We start from the raw sequence: 20,466 nt of genomic DNA on the forward strand, positions 1-20,466 counted from the left end.
CCCATGCGCCTGACGCTTCTCAACCCGCCCCACACCGCCATCGGTAGCCGTATCCCGGACGAGCATCTGCCACCCTTCGGTCTGCTCTGCATCGGCGGCCCCCTGATCGACGCAGGCCATCAGGTGCGGCTGGTCAATGCCGATCCCGGCCCGATGGAGATGGCGCGGATCGTCGTCGAATGCCTCTATGACCGCCCCGATGCGGTGCTGATCGGTCATTCGGGTTCAAGTTCCGCCCATCCGACCGTGGTCGAAATTGCCCGCGTGCTGAAACGGGCCCGGCCGGAGGTCACGATCATATATGGCGGGGTCTTTCCCACCTATCACTGGCAGGATGTGCTGGTCGAAGTGCCAGAGGTCGACATCATCGTGCGCGGCGAGGGCGAGGTGACAACGCCCCGGCTTTTGGCCACGCTGGAAGCCGGGATGCCATTCGACCATATCCCGGGCCTTGCCTACCGCGAAAACGAAACCCCCGTCGCGACACCGCCCGCCCCGATGCTGACCGACCTCGACAGCGCACGCATCGGTTGGGAACTGATCGACTTCGCCCGGCATTCCTATTGGGGCGGGCGCAGGGCTGTCATCCTGCAGTTCTCGCGCGGCTGCCCGCACCTTTGCACCTATTGCGGCCAGCGCGGCTTCTGGACCCGCTGGCGCCACCGCGATCCGGTCAGGTTCGCGGCCGAGATCGCCCGGCTGGTGCGCGACCATGGCGTTGAACTGATCAACCTTGCGGACGAAAACCCCACCTCCTCACGCCGCGCCTGGAAAGCGTTTCTGGAGGCTCTGATCGCCGAGGATGTGAAAGTCACGATCATCGGCTCGACCCGCGCCGACGATATCGTGCGGGATGCCGACATCCTGCATCTTTACAAGAAGGCGGGCGTCTTGCGCTTTCTTCTGGGGATGGAGGGCACCGACGAGGCGACGCTGAATGCGATCAAGAAGGGCGGCAGCCGGTCAAAGGACCGCGAGGCGATTCGGCTTTTGCGCCAGCATGGTATGATCGGTCTTTGCACCTTCGCCGTGGGCTTCGAGGAGGAAACCGATCGCGACTATTGGCGCATGCTGCGTCAGCTTCTGGCCTATGACCCCGATCAGGTCATGTCGATCTATGCCACCCCGCATCGGTGGACGCCCTTCCATGCTCAGTCTGCGACCCGCCGGGTGATCCAACCCGACCTGCGCCTGTGGGATTACAAGCATCAGGTGCTGGAAACCCCGAACGTCCCGGCCTGGCGTGTCTTTCTGTGGGTCAAGACCGTCGAGGCCACGCTGCAACTGAGGCCGAGGGCGCTCTGGCGGACCTACCTGCACCCTGACCCCGAAATCCGCCACGCAATGCGCTGGTATTCCCGCATGGGACGGCGGGTCGTGTTGCATGAGGTGTTGTCCTTCCTCTTTCGCGAAAGGCGGCGGGCCGGGCCGAGCGTGGCTGAGTTCTGGGGCGGCGGGCGATTTGATGAAGAGGCGCTGTCGCGTTCGGGACGATCGGAAAAACAAACGGGACGGACGATCATGGGCGGCACCAAGGTCCCCGCCTATCTGCGATGAACCGGGGCACGCGCCCCGTCACCCATGAAAGGAAACCTGATGAAACCCACTCTCATTATCGCCGCCCTGACCGCCGCCCTGCCGGTCTTCGCCGCCCCCGCTTTCGCGGCCGATGAACTCAACATCGCGCCGGGCCTCTCCTATGCCGGGGCGCCTGTCGGCCTTCACGGCGCAGACCCTGTCGCGCTCGTGAACGGTGATGTCGTCACCGGCGAGGGCGAGTTCTCCTCCGTCCTGAACGGCGCGGCCTATTACTTCGCCTCGGCCGGGAACAAGGCCGCCTTCGACGCCAACCCGGCCGCCTATGAGCCGCAGAACGGCGGCTTCTGCACCTATGGCGTCTCGGTCGGCAAGAAGTTCGACGGCGATCCGCGCCATGCGGTCGCGCATGAGGGCAAGCTCTATGTCTTCCTCAATGCCAAGACACGCGAACTGTTCCTTGAGGATGTTTCGGGCGCGCTGACCAAGGCCACCGAGAACTGGGCGAAGATCGAGCACGTCGCGGCGAGTGAACTCTGATGTCCCGCGCGCGTCCCTACCGGGGCGCGCGCCTTTGACCCAGCCAAAGCCGGGCCAGCGCGCCGAACAGCACCGCGAGAAGCAGCCATTTCGCAAGTGTCAGAAGACTTGTCGCCGTGGCAACGACCTCAGCGAAACCTTCGGGGTTCTTCAGCATCACCCGGATGAGCGCGTTTTCCAGATAGTCGATCCCGGCTGCAAAAACCGCGACCTTGGTCAATCGTCGCGCCAGCCTCTCTGGCGCCCAACGCTCAAACGCCTCGCGGAAGGTAATACAGAGAAGTGCCGGGAAAATGAGATCCAGCGCCTGTACAATCCAGAGATACCGCCACAGCGCACCTTCGGACAAAGCCGCCAGATAGTCCCGCGCGGTCCCGGCCCCATAGGGCAGATGCGGTGCGTCGAAGCTGCAAACAGCCCAGACCCCGCTGCACTCCATCGAGCTCGCGGCAACCATCGCAACGAACAGGAGAGCCGCCGTTATGGCAGCCGACCTGAACGCCCCGTCAGTCACTTGTTCGACCGCTCGACCGAGGCGCCGAGGCCGGTCATCAGGCCTTCGAAGACAGGGAAGGAGGTCGCTATGGGTGAACCGTCATCGACGCTGACCGGTTTCTGCGCGGCAAGGCCGAGAACAAGGAAGGACATCGCGATCCGGTGGTCGAGATGGCTCTTGCAGGTTGCCCCGCCCGGCACGCCGCCCGGGCCCATGCCGTGGACGATGAGCGTATCCTCATCCTCCTCGATCCGCACGCCACAGGCTTCCAGTCCGCGCGCCATGGCGTCGATCCGGTCGCTTTCCTTGACCCGCAGCTCCTTGACCCCGCGCATGACCGTCTTGCCCTCGGCACAGGCCGCGACTACGGACAGGACGGGATATTCGTCGATCATCGAGGCCGCGCGTTCTGGCGGCACCTCGATGCCTTTCAGCGATGATGCCTTTACGCGCAGGTCGGCGACCGGCTCACCGCCTTCCTCGCGCGGATTCTGAAACTCGATATCGGCACCCATCTCGACCAGCGTGGTGTAAAGCCCGTTTCGGGTCGGGTTCTGGCTGACACCGGGGACGAGGATGTCCGACCCTTCGACGATCAGCGCCGCACAAACGGGAAAGGCTGCCGAGGACGGATCGCGCGGAACGGCGACCGTTTGGGGTTTCAGCTCCGGCTGGCCGGTCAGGGTGATGACATGGCCCTCATCGGTGGCTTCCACCGTCAGGTCAGCACCGAACCCCCGCAGCATGCGTTCAGAATGGTCGCGGGTCGGCTCCTTTTCGATCACCACAGTCTGGCCCGGCGCGTTCAGCCCGGCCAGCAATACGGCGGACTTCACCTGCGCCGAGGGCATCGGCACGGTGTAGCGCACCGGCACCGGATCGGCCGCGCCGACGATGGTCATCGGCAGCCTGCCGCCCTGACGGCCATAGGCCTTCGTCCCGAACAATGCCAAGGGATCGGTCACCCTTCCCATCGGCCGCTTGTTGAGGCTCGCATCGCCCGTAAATGTCGCAGTGATGGGTGTCGTCGCCATCGCCCCCATGATCAGCCGCACACCGGTGCCGGAATTGCCGCAGTCGATGACGCTCGACGGCTCGGCGAAACCACCCACGCCAACGCCATGGACCGACCAATCACCCGGCCTGTGCTGGATCACCTCGGCCCCGAAGGCCCGCATCGCCTTGGCGGTATCGAGAACGTCCTGCCCTTCGAGAAGACCCGTGACCTTGGTTTCGCCAACCGCCATCGCACCAAGGATCAGCGAGCGGTGCGAGATCGATTTGTCCCCCGGCACCTCGGCCCGGCCCTTCAGGGGACCCGACTTGCGGGCGGTCATCGGGATCGGATCACCATGGGCGGACATCGGGGCTTCCTTCGCGCTGAACTCGGCCCCTGCCCTAGCGCAAGCCCGCGGAACGGTCCAGCCCGGTCAAACTTCTTCGCCGAGCCAGATCGAGGGATTGGTCTCGGCAATGCGGCGGAAGAGGTCTTCGCCCAAAGCCACGCGCAGGCGGAAACACACGGCGCGTTCCGACAGTACTTCTTGCCGGGTCATATAATAGTCAGAGCCAAACAGGACGCGCGAGGCGACATCTTCGTCTTCCAGAAAGAGCCGCAGGAACGGAACGAAGTCGGTGAAGTGGAAGAGTGTGTAGGAAATATCGGTCCAAAGCCCGGGATAATTACCGCAGGTGATCATCCGGCGGATCGCAACCTGCCAGTTGCCCTCGACCGCGTCGGGGTCGGTCGTGTCCACGCCGTCCTCCACATAGGCGCGCCAGTCGCGTTGGCCGCCGAAATGGGCTAGGCAGACGCGCAGTTCGGGGAAGGCCTTCATCACCGGGATGAAGGCCTGCGGTCTTGTATACATGTCGGCCACATCATCAACGATGCCCTTGCCGGTGACACCGCCGCGTGAGCAATGGCTCATCACCGGCAGGTTCCTTTCGACAAGCATTGGATACACCTCGTCCATCAGCACCCGGTGATAGGGGTCGAAGCCGAGACGCGGGTAGAGCTTCAGCCCGCGGAACCCGTGTTCCTCAATGCAGCGGCGCACCTCATCCGCCGCGCCCGGCAGGCGGGGATCGCAGGTGGCAAAGGGCAGCACCCGGTCGCGATACCGCTCTGACTTCGCCATTTCTGCCAGTTCGTCGTGCTGATCGCGAAGACCGACCGGCACCCTGCCGTGGTCGATCCCGGCCATTTCCATCGGCAGAACCACGAAGCGCGTATCGGGCGGGTAATGCGGCACGAGCCGGTCGAGCAGGTCGGACTGCCGCTTCACGCCCGATTCCTGGCTGAAACGGAAGAGACGGTCGAGGTTGTCGGCAATCGCTTCGTGCCCCACGAAACGAAAGAGAAAAGCAAGAAAGCGCACGAGAACCGGCACCTTCTTGAATATCCATAAGAGCGGATGCGGGTAGAGAACCGGCACATGCTGGTCAGTGAACGTGTGAACGTGGCAGTTGGTGATCCGGATATGCGCCATGGAAATGCCCTCTGAAATGCGGGCATTCTAGCACATTTCCCTCCTTCGGTCAGCGGCGCCGGAAGGTCAGGTAATGCGGCTCACGGCCTTCCCGCAAGGCCTTCTGCTCATACCGGGTGGACAGCCAGTCTTCCCACGGCTCCGCCCCCTGCCCGACCAGATCGAACCCGGCCTTCGGCACCTCTTTCAGCGTCTGACGAACATAGTCGCGAATGTCGGTCGCCACGCGGAACTCTGCGCCCGGCTTCATCACGCGGGCCAGCGGCAGAAGATGTTCTGGCGTCACGAAGCGGCGGCGGTGATGACGTTTCTTTGGCCAGGGGTCGGGGTAGTTGAGGAAGGCCTTGGCGATGGAGGCGTCTGGTAGGACATCCATAAGATCGCGCGCATCGCCGGGATGGACCGAAAGGTTCGTGACGCCTGCATCACGGATCTTGCCCAGAAGCATCGCCACCCCGTTGATGAAGGGTTCGCAGCCGATGATGCCGACATCAGGGTTTCGTGCGGCCATATGTACAAGGTGTTCGCCCCCGCCAAAGCCCACTTCCAGCCAGACATCACGCGCGTCGCCGAAGATGGCGGCGGGGTCGATCGGGCGGCGGTCGGGGTTTTCCTCGCGCGTGATATCGCTGGGCTGCAAGGCCCCCAGATCCTCGTTCAGGTAGGTCTTCTGGCTGGCACGCAGGGTCTTGCCGCGGATGCGGCCATAGAAATTGCGGCGGGGCTGGTCGGGGCTGGTCATGGCGCCCCTCTAGCGCCGGATCGCGCATATCGCAACCATGGTGCTGACCTTGGCACTTGCGACGGGGTCCAAGCCTGCCCCGCCATGGGACACGAACGTTAAAACACGCCCGCTGGCATGCCAGAGCGGAATCGGCTAGGGCTGAGCGAACCCCAGACAGGAATGCCCATGACCACCCGTGCCGGATTTGTCGCTTTGATCGGAGAGCCCAATGCGGGCAAGTCCACGCTTCTGAACCGAATGGTCGGGGCAAAGGTGTCAATCGTCACCCACAAGGTGCAGACGACGCGCTCCCGTATCCGTGGCATCGCGATGGAGGGCGAGGCGCAGATCGTCTTCGTCGATACGCCGGGTCTCTTCCGCCCGCGCCGCAGGCTTGACCGCGCGATGGTCAAGGCGGCATGGGGCGGCGCGGCAGATGCCGATATCGTCGTTCTTCTGATCGAGGCGCATCGCGGGATGACCGAGGGTGTGAAGGCGATCATCGACCGTATCGCCGATGAACTGCCCAAGGGCGTGCGCGTGGCGCTTGCGATCAACAAGATCGACCGGGTCAAGGCCGAGGCCCTTCTGGCCCTGACCGAAGAGCTGAACGCCGCCTATCCGTTCGAGAAGACGTTTCTCATCTCGGCCGAGCGCGGCCATGGCGTCGAGGACCTGAAGAAATGGCTGGCCGCCGAACTGCCCGAGGGTCAGTGGTTCTACCCCGAAGACCAGATCGCCGACCTTCCCCTGCGCATGATCGCCGCCGAAGTCACGCGGGAGAAACTGACGCTGAGACTGCATGAGGAACTGCCCTACCAGCTGACAGTCGAAACCGAGCGGTGGGAAGAAAAACCCGACGGCTCGGCCCGGATCGACCAACTCGTCTATGTCGCCCGCGACGGGCACAAGGGCATCGTGCTCGGTCACAAGGGCGAGACGATCAAGGCGGTCGGTCAGGCCGCGCGCGCCGAGTTGACGGAGTTTCTCGGCCGACCGGTGCATCTTTTCCTGCAAGTCAAGGTGCGGCCGAACTGGCTGGAGGAGAAGGAGCGCTATTCCGAGATGGGCCTTGAGTTCAAGGATGGCGATTAACGTCCTTTTCCGCAACTGGTGCCGCCTCGGGGGGCATCGAGCCCCCGCTCGGCGGCCTGCCTCCGGCGGGAGTATTTCTCGACAGAAAGTGGGAGGGGCGTCGTGAGCGCCCGGCTGACCGCGGACTTCTGGGTGCGCGCCTATCTGGCGCGGCTGCAGGCGGCGCATATCCCGGCCTATATCGTGGCGCGCGGGGATGCGACGGCGGGTGCGGTGCTGGTGAAGCTTGCCACGCTCGACGGGCAGGCGCGCCTGTTTCAGCGGTCGTTCGACCTGTTCACTGGCGCGCGGGTCTGGGTGGTGCTGGCCGAGGGCGCCGAGGCCGATGTAGACGCCTCGATCGCGCGTCAGCGGCGCAGCGATCCCGACCTCTGGGTGGTCGAGATCGAAAACCGCGAGGGACGGACATTGCTGGATGAGGACGGGCTGGCCGAGTGAAATTAGCGACTGAGGCAGCCGTCGCCGGTCGTGAGAATGCCCGCAAACGGCCACACGGCTGCTCAACCTTTCGTCAAACATGTTTCCATATCCTCAAATACCGGCGGCGTCCGACCTAGGTTAAGAAAGGACACCCGGTCATGCCGACCGGCTGCCGCCAAAGCGGGACAAGCACATGTCAGTACCGACCCTCACCGACCGAAGACTGGACATGCGGTGCATGGTGCGGGAACTGTTGCCGCAAGGGAAACAGAAACAAGCGGTAACAGGAAGTTACGGAATCCTGACTAGGTGCGACTCACGGTTCGAGTTAGGCTTCAAATTGGGTGAAGGAACGGAAGGACGGGAAGGGTGACACGGCTCACCAATCAGCTTCTGAAACTTCTGCGTATCGGCCGCAGGGTTGAAACGCAAAGCGCAAAGCGCGGGCGCGGGCCTACAGATCATGTCATTCTTCTCGATGGAACATTGTCCAGCCTATCCCCGGGGCATGAGACCAATATCGGCCGCATCTACCGGCTTCTGCAGAACTGCCAGTCGGCGCAGATGTCGATCTATTACGAGGCGGGCGTACAGTGGCACATGTGGCGCCATACGCCCGATGTGGCGATGGGACGCGGCATCAACCGGCAGATCCGCCGCGCCTATGGCTGGCTCGCCACCCGCTATCGGCCTGGTGACCGGGTTTTCCTGTTCGGTTATTCACGCGGTGCCTATGCGGTGCGCTCGCTGGCGGGCATCATCGATCAGGTCGGCCTGCTGAGATCGGACTGCGCCACCGAACGAAATGTGAAATTCGCCTACCGCTACTATCAGCGTGAAAGCGAAAGCCCCTTTGAGGCCGCCTTCCGCCGCCGCTACTGCCACGAGAAGGTTGAGATCGAGATGATCGGCGTCTTCGACACGGTCAAGGCGCTGGGTGTGCGGTTACCGTTCCTGTGGATGTGGACGGAGCCGCAGCATGAATTCCACAACCATTCGCTCGGCTCTGCTGTGCGGCATGGCTATCACGCGCTGGCGCTGAACGAAAACCGCGCGGCTTTCGACCCGATCCTGTGGGAAACGGCGGGCGGCAACTGGGATGGGCGGATCGAACAGGTCTGGTTCCGGGGGTCCCACGGCGATGTGGGCGGACAACTGGGCGGGTTCAACACCGCAAGGCCCCTGTCCAACGTGCCGCTGTTCTGGATGCTGGAGCGGGCAGAGCGGCATAACCTGTCACTGCCGCTCGACTGGCGGGAGGGGCTGGACATGGATGCCACCGTGCCCTCAGTCGGCACCACGCGCGGCTGGGGTAAAGCCTTCCTGCTGCGCGCGAAGCGGCACGTCGGGCGCGACCCGTCAGAGAGCATTCATCCGACAGCGCATCTCGACGATCCGGCAAAACGACGTTGGGCACTGCCAGCGATGCGGCTTACGCGCCGGACATGATCAGGCAGGTCGTCGTCCCGGTCGCGTAGATGCGGCCATCTTCAACGCCCCGGATCTCCCCCCGCGCCACACCGGTCGAGCGGCCTGAATGCTGTACGATCCCCTCGGCCTCAATCTCGATCCCCAGCGAAAGCGCACGCGTGATGTTCACCGAATAATCGAGCGTCGTGTAAAACCGCCCCTTGGGCACGGTCGTCATCACCGCGCAAGCCATGCAACTGTCCAGAAGCGTCCCGTACCAGCCGCCGTGAACCGCCCCCATCGGATTGGTATGGCCGAAACCCGCCTTGCCGCGAAAGACCACGCGGCCAGGCTCGACCAGGTGCAGGCTGTAAGTCAGCGTCCGCGCGATCGCGGGCCCGGCGATCTTGCCGTCCAAAATGCCGCGCATGAAATCGAGGCCGGACATCGACAGCAACGTCTCTCGGCTGGCGATATCAGCGGGGGATTCGGCGATGAAGGGCATTGGCATAGCGGACTCCGGTCTGTGCCGCGCCAGCCTGCCGCAAGAACCGGCCCCGGACAATCACTTGTCCGGGGCCGGGTTGCACAACGGTGCCTTAAGCCACGTTCTGCAGGGAGACCTCCGGCACGATGCCCAGTGCGAAACACACGTCGCGGGTCAGCGTGGGCCGGTTAAGTGTGTAGAAGTGAAGGTCATCGACACCGCCCTGCAACAGGTTGTCGCAAAGCTCGGTGGCGACGACGGTTGCCAGAAGCTCTTCGCGCCCGTCACGCTGGGCCGCGGTAAACGCCTCTTCCAACCAAGCGGGGATATGCGCGCCGCAGCTTTGGGCAAACCGCTTGGTCCCGTCCCAGGAGATGATCGGCAGGATGCCGGGAATGATCGGCGCCTCGATCCCGGCCTTCACGCAGGCATCTCGGAAACGGAAGAAGCTTTCAGCCTCAAAGAAGAACTGGGTGATGGCCGAAGAGGCGCCCGCATCGATCTTGCGCTTCAGCCAGTCGACATTGGCCTGCATATCGGCGGCTTCGGGATGCGCCTCGGGGTAGGCGCCGACGCGGATCTTGAACTTGCCGGTGTCGGCCAAGGCTTCGATAAGCTCGACCGACGAGGCGAAGCCATCGGGATGGGCGGTGAATTTCTCGACCCCTTTCGGAGCATCGCCGCGAAGTGCGACGATTTCCGTCACGCCTGCCTCGGCATAGGCATTGGCGATATCCAGTGTCTCCGCCTTCGTCGCCTCGACGCAGGTCAGGTGGGCGGCGACATTCATGCCGTAATGCGCGCCGATTGTGTTAACCACCTCATGCGTCAGTTTGCGGGTCGTGCCGCCCGCACCGTAGGTGACGGAGGCAAAGCTTGGTTTCAGAGGCGCCAGCATCTGCGCGGTTTCCCAAAGCTGGAACGACGCCTCAAGCGTCTTCGGCGGGAAGAATTCAAACGAGATGCGGGGTGCGGGCATGGCTGTATCCTTGTCTTCAATGCCCTCTTGTCTCATTGAAAGAGACGTGAGACAAATTCATAATCTTCAAGAACTATATGAGTATGATTGAAAGAACTCCGCGATGCATCTGGAACTGCGCCACCTCAGGACGATCAGGGCGATCCATGAAACCGGCGGCCTAGCCCGCGCCGCCGATACGCTGAACATAACCCAGTCCGCGCTGTCGCATCAGGTCAAGGGCATGGAGGATCAGGCCGGGGTAGAACTGTTCGTACGGCGGACCAAACCGCTGAAACTTTCCGCTGCCGGTCTGCGCCTTTTGCGGACCGCTGAACGGGTGCTGCCCGAGATGGAGGCGCTGGCCGACGAATTCCGTAGCTTGCGCGCAGGCCGGTCGGGGCGGCTGCACATCGCCATCGAATGCCATGCCTGTTTCGACTGGCTCTTTCCGGTTCTCGAACAGTTCCGCCGCGCGTGGCCTGAGGTCGATGTGGATATCCGCCCGGGCCTCGCCTTCGGCGCGATGGAGGCCCTGATGCGGGAAGAGGTCGATCTGGTGATCTCGTCTGACCCCGAGAAGCTGCCCGATGTCATCTTCAACCCGCTCTTCGACTACGCGCCGACGCTGGTCGCGGCGCGGTCCAACCCATTGGCGGGAAAACCCTATGTCGAGGCAGAGGATTTCCGCGATCAGATGCTGATCACCTATCCCGTGGACCGCACCCGGCTCGATATCTTCTCCGAAGTCCTGACGCCCGCCCGCGTCGAACCCCGCGCAGTACGGCAGGTGGAACTGACGGCAGTGATCCTGATGTTGGTCGCGTCGGACCGGGGCGTGTCGGTCCTGCCCGACTGGGTGCTGCGCGAGGTGAAGTATCAGCCTGACTACGTGACCCGTAAGGTGACGAAACCGGGCCTGACCAAACGTATGTACGCCGCTACGCGGGAAGAGGATGCGACAAAGCCTTTCATGGCGCATTTCCTAAGGCTCGCGCGCAGCGAACCGGTAAAGCTACAACGGGTGTGATTTGAGGCTTGACCTCAACTTAACCTGAGCAATTACGAAGATGCCGGTTGTTGCAGGTAAAGGGCACGAAGATGACAATGGCGGATCGGGTGGAAGGCACTGCGTGGAGGGATCTTTTGCGGCGGGACACTGCGGCGTCGCTGGCGCTGGTTTGTCTTGGCGTCTGGCTCCATGCCGCCGACAGCCTGATCGTGGCGACGATGATGCCTGCGATTGTCGCCGGGATCGGTGGCGATCACCTCGTCGCGTGGAACTTCGCGCTTTATGAGACCGGCTCCATTGTCATCGGCGCGGCGAGCGGGCTGATCGCAATCCGCCACGGGCTGCGCCGCCCGATGACAATCGCGGCGCTCGCCTTCGGCCTTGGCTGCATGGTCAGCGCGCTGGCGCCTGCAATGCAGATCATGCTGGCGGGCCGGGTCCTGCAGGGGCTGGGTGGCGGCGGCTTGACTGCCTTGGCCTTCGTCTCGGCACGCAGGCTTTTCCCGGCCCGGCTCATCCCCAGGGTCATGGCGTCGATGTCATTGGTCTGGGGCACCTCCGCCTTCTTGGGCCCGCTTTTCGGCGGGCTTTTCGTGACCTATGCGAATTGGCGCGCGGGCTTTGCCGTCTTCGGTCTTCAGGCGCTGTTGCTTGCCTTCTGGATCTGGTTCGGTCTTGCACCGGCTGACTCCCCTGCCACCGACGAAAAGGCCACGGACCGGATACCCTTCCGGCGTCTCGGGCTTCTTAGCCTCGCGGTTCTCTCCGTCACCTATGCCGGGATCACCGCGACACCGGGCGGTATGGCAGCGGCCCTGTTGGCGGGTCTTGCCGCGCTGGCGCTCTTTGCCCGACTTGACAGCCACAGCGCGGGCGACCGGTTGCTGCCCCGCCGCGCCTTCGATCCGCGCGATCCCGTGGGGGCGGCGTTGGTGATGGTGCTTGCAGTCAGCATCGCGACCATGGGTCTGGCGACATACGGACCGCTTCTGATGGACTTGATCCATAAGACCCCGCCCCTGATCGCGGGTTATGTCGTCGCCACGATCTCCATCGCCTGGACGGTGGGGGCGGTCCTGTCCGCCGGCCTCGCCGAACGCCACGACCCAAAGATCATCGCAGTCGGAATGTGCCTGATCGTCCTCAGCGTCGTCGGTCTGCTTTACGCGGTACCACGCGGCCCCGTGGGCCTGATCGCCGTTTTCGCCGCCTGCGAAGGGCTGGGTTTCGGCCTGTCATGGACTTTCATCCTGCGCCGCGGCACCCGGCTTGTCCGTGCAGAGGATGCCGATCGTTTCAGCGCGGGCCTGCCGACACTCAGCCGCCTGGGTTATGCCTTCGGCGCTTCCGCAGTCGGCATCCTTGCCAATTCCGCCGGATTCAGCGCCGGGGCGGGACCGGATGAGGCCGCGCATGTCGCCCGGGTGATCTTTGCAGGCAGCCTGCCCTTTGCCGGTATCGCGCTCTTTGCGATGCTGCGTTTCGTCACGGCAAGAAGGTGACGGGGCTTGCGCGCAAAGTGTCTTGGGTTTCATGATCCTGAAGGGGGGGGATCATGGCCACAAGCTCCGCACTGCACCCATTCCTCGATCACAACGGCCCCATCGCCTTTGCCCATCGCGGCGGATCGCTGGAGGTCGAGGAAAACACCATGGCGGCCTTTACCCATGCGGTGGCGCTTGGCTACAGCCATATCGAGACCGACGTTCAGGCGACACGCGACGGCGTTGCTGTGATCTTTCACGACGACACCCTGACCCGGATGACAGGTGAGTCAGTGCGGATCGCGGACCTGACATGGGCGGACCTGAAGCACCGCCGAACCAAGGGGGGCGCGGCGATCCCGCTTCTGGAGGACCTGCTGGCGGAATGGCCCGACCTGAAGGTCAACCTGGAGGCCAAGGCCGATGCAGCGGTCGAACCGATGGCGCAAGCGATCCGACGGTCGGACGCGCTGAACCGGGTCTGCGTGGGGTCGTTCGACGCGAGGTTAACCGATAGACTGCGCAGCCTGCTCGGCCCCGGCCTCTGTTGGTCACCGGCCCACAAGGGGGTGCTGGGCCTCTGGCTGCGCGGATGGTCCCTGCCCGGGCGGCAGCCCGATTTTCCAGTCGTGCAGGTGCCAACCACATTCCGGGGCATTCCCCTGGTCACCCCCCGCTTCGTCCGCGCCGCGCATGCGCATGGCATTCAGGTCCATGTCTGGACTGTGGACGAGGAAGCCGAGATGGAGCAGCTTCTCGATATGGGCGTCGATGGGCTGATGACCGACCGGCCAAGCCTTCTGAAGCAGGTCATGGCGCGGCGGGCGGGCTGAGGGGGCTTCACATCCCTTGTTTCCCCGCGTATAGCCGCCCCCTGATCCGCCGGAGTGATGACCGATGCAAGGCAGTGCCAACCTCAACCTGATGATCAAGGCCGCACGCAAGGCGGGCCGTTCCCTAGTGAAGGATTTCCGCGAGGTCGAGAACCTTCAGGTGTCGGTCAAGGGGGCAGGCGATTTCGTCAGCCGCGCCGATACGGCGGCGGAAAAGATCATCAAGGACGAGCTCCTGGGCGCCCGCCCGACCTACGGCTGGCTGGGCGAAGAAACCGGCGAGGCCGATGGCGCCGACCCGACGCGCCGCTGGATCGTCGATCCGCTCGACGGAACCACGAACTTCCTGCATGGCCTGCCGCACTGGTCGGTCTCCATCGCGCTGGAACATAAGGGCGAGATCGTCGCTGGTGTGGTTTTCGACCCCGCTAAGGATGAGCTTTTCTGGGCCGAAAAGGGCGCGGGCGCCTGGATGAACGAAAGCCGCATCCGTGTGTCGGGCCGACGCTCACTGGGCGAAGCGCTCTTTGCCACCGGAGTGCCCTTTGGTACGAAAAAGACCCTGCCCGCGACGATGCGCGATCTGGCGCGGCTGATGCCGGCGACGGCCGGCGTCCGGCGCATGGGGTCGGCCGCGCTTGACCTCGCCTATGTGGCGGCGGGCCGCTATGACGGCTACTGGGAGCGCGAGCTGAACGCCTGGGACATGGCGGCCGGGATCCTTCTGGTGCGCGAGGCCGGTGGCTTTGTCGAGGCCGTTCGCGAGGGCCGCGAGATTTTCGAAAGCGGGTCGGTCCTTGCGGCGAATGTCGAAGTCTTCTCCGCCTTCGCGAAGGTGCTGCGCGCGCCGGAATGACGGCGGTGGGGGCTGTCTGCCCCCTCTTGGCGCTGACGCGCCAATTCACCCCCGAGAGTATTTCAGGACAGAAAGTGATCAGGTCCGGTCGGACGGATGGTTGATGCCGTCGGTCCAGGCAACCGGGCCCAGATCACGCGGATTGACCCCTTCGAGGCAGGCGGCATTGACGCCGTATTCGTTCGGGTTCGACCGGCGGCGGTGATGGGTGTAGATGCCGCAGGTCTTGCAGAAAAAATGCTTCGCCGTGCCGGTGTTCCATGTGTAGAGCGTGAGGTTTTCCGCCCCCTTCACCACCCTGACCCCATCAAGCGGTGCGCTGACCGCAATGGCCCCGCGCCTTGCGCAGAAGGAACAATCGCAGCGCCGCGCGCTGGCAAGACCCTCGTGCAGCGTCACCTCCAGTTCAACCGCGCCGCAGTGGCAGGTGGCGCGATGCGGTGTCTTGATTTCGGGCAGCGTCATTTCCGGCGCCTTCTGATGATGGGAATGTTCGAGGTCGAATAGCGGGTCTCGGGATGCGGTGGGTGGCCTTCAGTCTTTTGCCAATAGGCCCGCGCGCCGCGTCTGAGCCACACGGGCAAGGCGAAGGCGATTCCGGCGATGAAACCACCCGCATGGGCCCAATAGGCCACACCGCCGCCATCGGCCGGGGTCGAGACGCCAGAGAATATCTGCATCGCGAACCACAGGCCAAGCATGACGAAAGCGGGAATCGTGAAGACCCGGAAGAAGACCACGAAGATGATCAGGATATCGACCCGCGCCTTTGGGAACAGCAGAAGATAGCCGCCAAGTACCGCACCGATCGCCCCCGAGGCTCCGACAGTCGGCACGACCGAGTCAGGGGCCGAGGCGATGTGTGCGAGCGCGGCGGCGACGCCCCCGGCAAGGTAGAAGATGAGGAAGCCCAGATGGCCGAGCTGATCCTCCATATTGTCGCCGAAGATCCACAGAAACAGCATGTTGCCCGCAAGGTGCATGACGCCTGCATGCAGGAACATCGAGGTGAAGATACCGTGGACCTCTCCGCCTTGTGTGACGGCGGCAGGGATCATGGCCCAGTCGCGCCAGAAGCCCAGCATCGCCTGTTCACTGCCCGTGTAGGGAAGCTGAAGAAGGAATGCGATCGCGTTCGCCGCGATCAGGGCGTAGACGACATAGGGCGTCCGTTCAGAGGGGTTGTGGTCGCGGATCGGAAACATGGCGCCACGTTTTCCGATCCGCGAAGGGGCGTCAAGCGTTACCGGCCTCGGCCAGAAGCTGGGCATTGCCGCCCGAGGCCGTGGTGTCGACGCAGACATGGCGTTCGAGCGCGACGTGGCCAAGGTCCGGCATCGCCGTGATCAGCGGCAGGATCTGGCCGTCGCGGCCCGCCAGCGCCACGTTGTAGGCCCGTGCCGCCGCTTCGTCGCCCCACCAGAGAACACCGGCAAAGCCCTTGAGCGTTGCCAGCGCCTGCGGGTCGAGCGCCCCTGCAACCGCGATGGCCTGCCCGCCCAGCGCGTGGATCGCCTCTGCCTGCGCCTCGGTCGCCTCACGTCCGGGGCCGAGGCAGAGGAAAGGCGCGCGCGCCAGCAGCGTCAGGCGGTTCGATTCGCCCGTCGGACCCGGCAGATCGACGCGGGTCAGGATGGCCGGAAGCGGGGCTGCATTCAGCGCGGCCTGCACCTTGGCGGGATCGGCCTTGGCGTCATCCTTTCCGGCCTTGCCTGCCGCGACAGGCTGGGTGAAGCGGTGCAGATATTCCGGCCCGCCCGCCTTCGGCCCGGTGCCCGAAAGCCCCTCGCCGCCGAAGGGCTGGGAACCAACCACGGCGCCGATCTGGTTGCGGTTCACATACATGTTGCCGACATGCAGCGCCTCGGTCAGTTCCTGCACCCGGTTGTCGATGCGGGTGTGCAGGCCGAAGGTCAGCCCGTAGCCGGTCGCGTTGATGTCGTCGATGATCTTCGGAAGCTTGTCGGCGTCGAAGGTGGCGACATGCAGAACAGGGCCGAAAATCTCGCGTTTCATATCGGCGACGCCTTTGACTCGGATCACGGTGGGCGCGATGAAATGGCCGCCCTTCGGGGTCGAGAGCTGACGCAGCAGACGCCCCTCTTTCCGGGCTTTCTCGATATGTTCGCGGATGCCCTGTTCGGCTTCCTCGTCGATCACCGGGCCGACATCGGTCGCAAGGTGCCACGGGTCGCCGACCGTCAGCTCCTCCATCGCGCCGAAGAGCATATCGGTGAAATGGGCGGCGATGTCTTCCTGCACATAGAGGCAACGCAGTGCCGAGCAGCGCTGGCCCGCCGACTGGAAGGATGATGCCACGATATCGCGAACCGCCTGTTCGGGAAGTGCAGTCGAGTCCACGATCATCGCGTTCAGCCCACCGGTTTCCGCGATCAGCGGCGCGCCGGGGGCGAGGTGTTTCGCCATCGCCTTGCGGATCAGCATCGCGGTGTCGGTCGAGCCGGTGAAGCAGACGCCATTGACGCGGGCGTCGGAGGTGAGTTTGGCCCCGACCGTCGCCCCGTCGCCGGGCAGGAGTTGCAGGGCAGAGGCCGGAACGCCTGCCTTGTGCAGCAGGGCCACGGCATGGGCCGCGATCAGCGGCGTCTGTTCCGCCGGTTTCGCCAGCACCGCGTTCCCGGCGGCAAGTGCTGCCGACAACTGGCCGGTGAAGATTGCCAGCGGGAAGTTCCAGGGGCTGATACAGGTGAAGATGCCCAAAGGCGGCTGTTTCAGTTCCAGCCCACGAGCGGCGTAGTAGCGCAGGAAGTCCACCGCCTCACGCAGTTCGGCCACGGCATCCATCAGCGACTTGCCCGCCTCGCGCGCCAGCAGCGCGAAGATCGGGCCGAAGTTTTCCTCATAAAGGTCGGCGGCGCGGTTCAGGATTGCCGCACGTTCGGCAGGCGTCGCCTTCCACGGTTTCGCGGCGGCCAGCGCATGATCGACATCGGCGGCGGAAGCATCGGTGACGCGGCCGACAAGCTGACCGGTTGCGGGGTTCAGCACGCGGCGCGGCTTCAATCCTTCCACCTTGCAGGCCAGCATCGGCTGGGCAGCGAATTCGGTCTTCGCATATTCGTCACGCGCGGCGTCGATGCGGGCGAGCGTCGGCGCATCGGTCAGATCGAATCCTTCGGAGTTCCGGCGCTCGGGCGCGAACAGATCCGGCCCCTTGCGGATCGCCTTGTTCGACAGGCCGGGCAGCATTGCCTCCACTGCGTCGAACGGGCAGGAGGCGACCTCTTCGGGGGCCACGTCCTCATCGACGATCTGGTTCACGAAGGAAGAGTTGGCGCCGTTCTCCAGCAGGCGGCGGACCAGATAGGCCAGAAGATCGCGATGAGCACCGACGGGTGCGTAGATGCGGCAGCGGGTCTTTTCGCGCTTGAGCACGATGTCATGCAACCGCTCGCCCATTCCATGAAGACGCTGGAACTCAAACGGCTTGCCCGCGCCCATATCAAGGATCGCGGCGACGGTATGAGCGTTATGGGTGGCGAATTGCGGGTAGATGCGGTCGGTCATGCCCAAGAGCTTCTTCGCATTGGCGATGTAGCTGACATCAGTCGCTTCCTTGCGGGTGAAGACCGGGAAATCCTCCAGCCCCATAACCTGCGCGCGCTTGACTTCGGCATCCCAGTAGGCGCCCTTGACGAGGCGCACCATGATCTTGCGGTCGAGCCGTTCGGAGAGCGCATAGAGCCAGTCGAGCACCGCGCCCGCGCGGCGACCATAGGCCTGTACGACAACGCCGAAGCCGTCCCAACCGGCAAGGTCCTCATCCGACAGGACAGCCTCGATCACCTTCAGCGAGAGGGTCAGCCGGTCGGCTTCTTCCGCGTCGATGTTGAAGCCCATCCGTGCCTGCGCGGCCTGCAGGGCCAGTTTGCGGACGACGGGCACAAGCTCCTTCATCACACGCGCTTCCTGCGCGACCTCGTAGCGGGGATGGAGTGCCGAAAGCTTAACCGAGATGCCCGGATTGTAGCGGATGTCATCACTGATGGCGGCCGAGGCGATGGCGGCGATGGCCCGGGAATAAGATTGCGCGTACCGCTCGGCATCCTCGGCGGTCTTCGCGGCCTCGCCCAGCATGTCGTAGGAATAGGAATAGCCCTGCGCCTCCATCTTCGCGGCGCGTTCCATTGCGGCATTGATGGTCTCGCCCAGAACGAACTGGCGGCCCATTTCTTTCATCGCCTGCCGAGTGGCGCGGCGAATGACCGGTTCACCCAGACGCTTCATTGCGCCACGCAGATGGCCGACGATGCCCGGTTCCTTTTCCTCCAGCACCTTGCCGGTCAGCATCAGAGCCCAGGTCGAGGCATTGACCAGAGACGACGCCGAGTGACCCAGATGCTTGCCCCAGTCGGACGGCGCGATCTTGTCCTCGATCAGCGCATCCATCGTGTCCGCATCGGGCACGCGCAAGAGCGCCTCGGCCAGACACATCAGCGCGATGCCCTCTTCAGTCGACAGCCCGTATTCGGCAAGGAAGACCTCCATCAGACCCGGACGCACATCGGCGCGGATCTGGCGGACGAGCGACGCGCCCTCACCCGATATCCGGGCCCGGTCGGACGCATCGAGCGCCGCGTCAGCGATCAGCCGCTGGAGCAGCGGGACTTCAGGTGCAAGTGAGCCGGTGTCGATGGCAGTCCAGAGATCGGTCATGGGGTCCTCCGCGTGAATACCCTATATTATCGCTTGCGGAACAGTCGATTTGACTTAATATTCTCAAAACATAGTCGATATAACCAAATTTAGAGAAAACTGCATGGCAGATGGACTTCCACACCTCGACCGGTACGACAGCGCGATTCTGCGCGCCCTGTCGGAAGACGGCCGTATGTCCGTCACCGAACTGGCCCGACGCATCGGGCTGACCAAGACCCCCATACAGGCGCGGGTGAAGCGGCTGGAAGAGATCGGCGTCATCGCAGGCTACCGTGCCGTCCTGAACCCGATCCGCATGGGCCTCGCCCATGTCGCCTTCGTCGAGGTGCGGCTGTCGGACACGCGCGAGGCGGCTTTGCAGGCTTTCAATAAGGCGGTACGCGGTGTGCCGGAGATTGAGGAGTGCCACATGATGGCGGCAAGTTTCGACTATCTCATGAAGGTCCGCACCGCCGATATCAACGATTTCCGACGTATCCTGGGCGAACGGATTTCAAGCCTGCCACACGTTGCTTCGACCTCGACTTTCGTCGCGATGGAGGCGGTGAAGGAAACCGGCCTCTGACCCTTGCTCGGGCCGCAATTTCTTCTATGGTCGCCGCGCTGGCCCGCGTGGTGGAATGGTAGACACAGGGGACTTAAAAGTCTTTATGATAATAATAATAACAAGATGTTATATATAAAGTATGGCAGTAGGTAGACGTTTGATAGACGATTTTTCAGCAACAAGTACTTAAGAAATACTTGACTTTTTGATCAAAATATTGTATAATGACTATATAGAGAGGGGAAATTTTGACCTCATCTCTCATCACCAAAATCATTGATAACAAAAGGAATTGGCCAAGCATGGCAAAAGAATACTTCCGTGGTTTCTCCACATCGGACAAACCAAGAACAATGAGCGAGTGGAACGAGTTGCGTCGAAAACTCGGCTCTCGCGTCTACAACAGCGATGTTGCCACCCAACTTCGATTCAGAGACCGCCAGATGCTCGGGAAAACCCGCTTCTATGCGGAGCCTGAGGAGTTCACCCAAACCGACCTCCAAACCCAACGAGATCGCATCGTGGAGTTGGAAGGAGAGATTGCGGAGTTGCGCGATAAGAAGCGTGGCCTCTTCGGGCAGGAGGCGGAAGATGAGTAAGCTGTACTCTGATCTTTGGACCAAGGCCGAGGAAGCACTGGTTGATCCTGTCTTCAACAGCAAATCCGAGGACGTGCTTGAAGCATGTTACCTAGAAAGAGTCTTCCCAACTCTTAGGGCCAATCTCAACGGCCATCATCATCTTCGCGTCGCTGCGACACTTGTCCTCCTTTCTGAGACGGAAGCAGGGGTGCGTATCGACACAAGGAACTTGGCCAAGTGGACTTGCCCGAGAAAAGTGGAGAGCACCAACTGAGGAACCAGGAGGTGTTCTATGGGAAACGGAAACAGACCGAC

Annotated in this window: 21 protein-coding genes; 12 read left to right on the plus strand and 9 right to left on the minus strand. The window is 63.2% G+C overall.

Annotated elements, in window-relative coordinates; all coding sequences use genetic code 11:
* The first annotated feature begins 3 nt into the window (after nucleotides 1-3).
* Both bchE and QKW60_RS19475 read left to right on the plus strand, forming a co-directional pair.
* Entirely contained in the window at nucleotides 4-1,557 is a 1,554-nt protein-coding gene (gene bchE / locus QKW60_RS19470) for a magnesium-protoporphyrin IX monomethyl ester anaerobic oxidative cyclase (RefSeq protein WP_282371189.1), read from the plus strand.
* Between the two features lie 39 nt (nucleotides 1,558-1,596).
* Nucleotides 1,597-2,076 carry a YHS domain-containing (seleno)protein gene (locus QKW60_RS19475; protein ID WP_282371190.1) on the plus strand — a complete coding sequence of 160 codons (480 nt, stop codon included), beginning with the start codon at nucleotides 1,597-1,599 and terminating at the stop codon, nucleotides 2,074-2,076.
* A gap of 16 nt (nucleotides 2,077-2,092) precedes the next feature.
* Here the strand turns inward: QKW60_RS19475 and QKW60_RS19480 are convergent, their stop codons facing one another.
* The 4 genes from QKW60_RS19480 to trmB form a co-directional block, all read right to left on the minus strand.
* Nucleotides 2,093-2,590 carry a hypothetical protein gene (locus QKW60_RS19480; RefSeq protein WP_282371191.1) on the minus strand — a complete coding sequence of 166 codons (498 nt, stop codon included), beginning with the start codon at nucleotides 2,588-2,590 and terminating at the stop codon, nucleotides 2,093-2,095.
* Complete coding sequence (gene aroA / locus QKW60_RS19485; RefSeq protein ID WP_282371192.1) at nucleotides 2,587-3,936, minus strand: 3-phosphoshikimate 1-carboxyvinyltransferase; 1,350 nt, start codon at nucleotides 3,934-3,936, stop codon at nucleotides 2,587-2,589. Before aroA ends, QKW60_RS19480 begins: the two co-directional genes overlap by 4 nt.
* Nucleotides 3,937-4,002: 66 nt before the next feature.
* On the minus strand, nucleotides 4,003-5,064 hold the full coding sequence (locus tag QKW60_RS19490; RefSeq protein WP_282371194.1) for an amidohydrolase family protein: 1,062 nt from the start codon (nucleotides 5,062-5,064) through the stop codon (nucleotides 4,003-4,005).
* Nucleotides 5,065-5,113: 49 nt separating this feature from the next.
* Complete coding sequence (gene trmB, locus QKW60_RS19495) at nucleotides 5,114-5,806, minus strand: tRNA (guanosine(46)-N7)-methyltransferase TrmB (RefSeq protein ID WP_282371195.1); 693 nt, start codon at nucleotides 5,804-5,806, stop codon at nucleotides 5,114-5,116.
* A 168-nt stretch (nucleotides 5,807-5,974) separates the two neighbouring features.
* Between trmB and era the strand changes: the two genes are divergently transcribed.
* The 3 genes from era (at nucleotide 5,975) to QKW60_RS19510 (ending at nucleotide 8,752) form a co-directional block, all read left to right on the plus strand.
* Nucleotides 5,975-6,883: a GTPase Era gene (gene era / locus QKW60_RS19500; RefSeq protein ID WP_282371196.1), complete on the plus strand. Its 909-nt coding sequence runs from the start codon at nucleotides 5,975-5,977 to the stop codon at nucleotides 6,881-6,883.
* A 102-nt stretch (nucleotides 6,884-6,985) separates the two neighbouring features.
* Entirely contained in the window at nucleotides 6,986-7,321 is a 336-nt protein-coding gene (locus QKW60_RS19505) for a DUF1491 family protein (protein WP_282371198.1), read from the plus strand.
* A 351-nt stretch (nucleotides 7,322-7,672) separates the two neighbouring features.
* Nucleotides 7,673-8,752 carry a DUF2235 domain-containing protein gene (locus QKW60_RS19510; protein WP_419762707.1) on the plus strand — a complete coding sequence of 360 codons (1,080 nt, stop codon included), beginning with the start codon at nucleotides 7,673-7,675 and terminating at the stop codon, nucleotides 8,750-8,752.
* On the opposite strand, the gene QKW60_RS19515 is transcribed toward QKW60_RS19510, so the two are convergent.
* Both QKW60_RS19515 and metF read right to left on the minus strand, forming a co-directional pair.
* Nucleotides 8,736-9,218, minus strand: coding sequence for a PaaI family thioesterase (locus tag QKW60_RS19515; protein WP_282371225.1), 483 nt, complete (start codon nucleotides 9,216-9,218; stop codon nucleotides 8,736-8,738). The genes QKW60_RS19510 and QKW60_RS19515 overlap by 17 nt on opposite strands.
* A gap of 94 nt (nucleotides 9,219-9,312) precedes the next feature.
* A complete protein-coding gene (metF, locus tag QKW60_RS19520) occupies nucleotides 9,313-10,179 on the minus strand; it encodes a methylenetetrahydrofolate reductase [NAD(P)H] (RefSeq protein WP_282371199.1) in 867 nt (288 codons plus the stop codon).
* 103 nt (nucleotides 10,180-10,282) lie between these two features.
* On the opposite strand from metF, the gene QKW60_RS19525 reads away from it, so the two are divergent.
* The 4 genes from QKW60_RS19525 (at nucleotide 10,283) to QKW60_RS19540 (ending at nucleotide 14,343) form a co-directional block, all read left to right on the plus strand.
* Nucleotides 10,283-11,188 carry a LysR family transcriptional regulator gene (locus tag QKW60_RS19525; RefSeq protein WP_282371201.1) on the plus strand — a complete coding sequence of 302 codons (906 nt, stop codon included), beginning with the start codon at nucleotides 10,283-10,285 and terminating at the stop codon, nucleotides 11,186-11,188.
* A gap of 71 nt (nucleotides 11,189-11,259) precedes the next feature.
* The gene (locus QKW60_RS19530; protein ID WP_282371203.1) at nucleotides 11,260-12,672 is read left to right on the plus strand and encodes an MFS transporter; all 1,413 of its coding nucleotides are present in this window, start codon (nucleotides 11,260-11,262) and stop codon (nucleotides 12,670-12,672) included.
* 53 nt (nucleotides 12,673-12,725) lie between these two features.
* Nucleotides 12,726-13,487 (plus strand): glycerophosphodiester phosphodiesterase family protein, encoded by a 762-nt coding sequence (locus QKW60_RS19535; RefSeq protein WP_282371205.1) that lies wholly within the window; start codon nucleotides 12,726-12,728, stop codon nucleotides 13,485-13,487.
* 64 nt (nucleotides 13,488-13,551) lie between these two features.
* Nucleotides 13,552-14,343, plus strand: a complete 792-nt coding sequence (locus QKW60_RS19540) for an inositol monophosphatase family protein (RefSeq protein ID WP_282371208.1) — start codon at nucleotides 13,552-13,554, stop codon at nucleotides 14,341-14,343.
* 78 nt (nucleotides 14,344-14,421) lie between these two features.
* Here the strand turns inward: QKW60_RS19540 and QKW60_RS19545 are convergent, their stop codons facing one another.
* The 3 genes from QKW60_RS19545 to putA are packed head-to-tail and all read right to left on the minus strand — an operon-like array spanning nucleotide 14,422 to nucleotide 19,020.
* On the minus strand, nucleotides 14,422-14,808 hold the full coding sequence (locus tag QKW60_RS19545) for a GFA family protein (RefSeq protein WP_282371209.1): 387 nt from the start codon (nucleotides 14,806-14,808) through the stop codon (nucleotides 14,422-14,424).
* Complete coding sequence (locus QKW60_RS19550) at nucleotides 14,805-15,548, minus strand: rhomboid family intramembrane serine protease (RefSeq protein WP_282371210.1); 744 nt, start codon at nucleotides 15,546-15,548, stop codon at nucleotides 14,805-14,807. The genes QKW60_RS19545 and QKW60_RS19550 overlap by 4 nt, the downstream gene beginning before the upstream one ends.
* 31 nt (nucleotides 15,549-15,579) lie before the next feature.
* Nucleotides 15,580-19,020 (minus strand): bifunctional proline dehydrogenase/L-glutamate gamma-semialdehyde dehydrogenase PutA, encoded by a 3,441-nt coding sequence (putA, locus tag QKW60_RS19555; protein WP_282371211.1) that lies wholly within the window; start codon nucleotides 19,018-19,020, stop codon nucleotides 15,580-15,582.
* A 103-nt stretch (nucleotides 19,021-19,123) separates the two neighbouring features.
* On the opposite strand from putA, the gene QKW60_RS19560 reads away from it, so the two are divergent.
* The 3 genes from QKW60_RS19560 to QKW60_RS19570 all read left to right on the plus strand — a co-directional run bounded on the left by QKW60_RS19560 (nucleotide 19,124) and on the right by QKW60_RS19570 (nucleotide 20,425).
* Nucleotides 19,124-19,588: an Lrp/AsnC family transcriptional regulator gene (locus tag QKW60_RS19560; protein WP_263741081.1), complete on the plus strand. Its 465-nt coding sequence runs from the start codon at nucleotides 19,124-19,126 to the stop codon at nucleotides 19,586-19,588.
* A 284-nt stretch (nucleotides 19,589-19,872) separates the two neighbouring features.
* Complete coding sequence (locus tag QKW60_RS19565; RefSeq protein ID WP_282371212.1) at nucleotides 19,873-20,169, plus strand: hypothetical protein; 297 nt, start codon at nucleotides 19,873-19,875, stop codon at nucleotides 20,167-20,169.
* On the plus strand, nucleotides 20,162-20,425 hold the full coding sequence (locus QKW60_RS19570; RefSeq protein ID WP_282371213.1) for a hypothetical protein: 264 nt from the start codon (nucleotides 20,162-20,164) through the stop codon (nucleotides 20,423-20,425). Before QKW60_RS19565 ends, QKW60_RS19570 begins: the two co-directional genes overlap by 8 nt.
* The last annotated feature ends 41 nt before the right edge of the window (nucleotides 20,426-20,466 follow it).

This window comes from Albidovulum aestuarii (assembly GCF_029961185.1).
GTDB lineage: Bacteria > Pseudomonadota > Alphaproteobacteria > Rhodobacterales > Rhodobacteraceae > Albidovulum > Albidovulum aestuarii.

What these genes read in the sequence shown, in the direction of transcription:
- bchE (WP_282371189.1), top strand. Translation starts at nt 4, where the DNA reads ATGCGCCTGACGCTTCTCAACCCGCCCCACACCGCCATCGGTAGCCGT.
- QKW60_RS19475 (WP_282371190.1), top strand. Translation starts at nt 1,597, where the DNA reads ATGAAACCCACTCTCATTATCGCCGCCCTGACCGCCGCCCTGCCGGTC.
- aroA (WP_282371192.1), bottom strand. Translation starts at nt 3,936, where the DNA reads ATGTCCGCCCATGGTGATCCGATCCCGATGACCGCCCGCAAGTCGGGT.
- QKW60_RS19490 (WP_282371194.1), bottom strand. Translation starts at nt 5,064, where the DNA reads ATGGCGCATATCCGGATCACCAACTGCCACGTTCACACGTTCACTGAC.
- trmB (WP_282371195.1), bottom strand. Translation starts at nt 5,806, where the DNA reads ATGACCAGCCCCGACCAGCCCCGCCGCAATTTCTATGGCCGCATCCGC.
- era (WP_282371196.1), top strand. Translation starts at nt 5,975, where the DNA reads ATGACCACCCGTGCCGGATTTGTCGCTTTGATCGGAGAGCCCAATGCG.
- QKW60_RS19515 (WP_282371225.1), bottom strand. Translation starts at nt 9,218, where the DNA reads ATGCCCTTCATCGCCGAATCCCCCGCTGATATCGCCAGCCGAGAGACG.
- metF (WP_282371199.1), bottom strand. Translation starts at nt 10,179, where the DNA reads ATGCCCGCACCCCGCATCTCGTTTGAATTCTTCCCGCCGAAGACGCTT.
- QKW60_RS19525 (WP_282371201.1), top strand. Translation starts at nt 10,283, where the DNA reads ATGCATCTGGAACTGCGCCACCTCAGGACGATCAGGGCGATCCATGAA.
- QKW60_RS19530 (WP_282371203.1), top strand. Translation starts at nt 11,260, where the DNA reads ATGACAATGGCGGATCGGGTGGAAGGCACTGCGTGGAGGGATCTTTTG.
- QKW60_RS19535 (WP_282371205.1), top strand. Translation starts at nt 12,726, where the DNA reads ATGGCCACAAGCTCCGCACTGCACCCATTCCTCGATCACAACGGCCCC.
- QKW60_RS19540 (WP_282371208.1), top strand. Translation starts at nt 13,552, where the DNA reads ATGCAAGGCAGTGCCAACCTCAACCTGATGATCAAGGCCGCACGCAAG.
- QKW60_RS19545 (WP_282371209.1), bottom strand. Translation starts at nt 14,808, where the DNA reads ATGACGCTGCCCGAAATCAAGACACCGCATCGCGCCACCTGCCACTGC.
- QKW60_RS19550 (WP_282371210.1), bottom strand. Translation starts at nt 15,548, where the DNA reads ATGTTTCCGATCCGCGACCACAACCCCTCTGAACGGACGCCCTATGTC.
- putA (WP_282371211.1), bottom strand. Translation starts at nt 19,020, where the DNA reads ATGACCGATCTCTGGACTGCCATCGACACCGGCTCACTTGCACCTGAA.
- QKW60_RS19560 (WP_263741081.1), top strand. Translation starts at nt 19,124, where the DNA reads ATGGCAGATGGACTTCCACACCTCGACCGGTACGACAGCGCGATTCTG.
- QKW60_RS19565 (WP_282371212.1), top strand. Translation starts at nt 19,873, where the DNA reads ATGGCAAAAGAATACTTCCGTGGTTTCTCCACATCGGACAAACCAAGA.
- QKW60_RS19570 (WP_282371213.1), top strand. Translation starts at nt 20,162, where the DNA reads ATGAGTAAGCTGTACTCTGATCTTTGGACCAAGGCCGAGGAAGCACTG.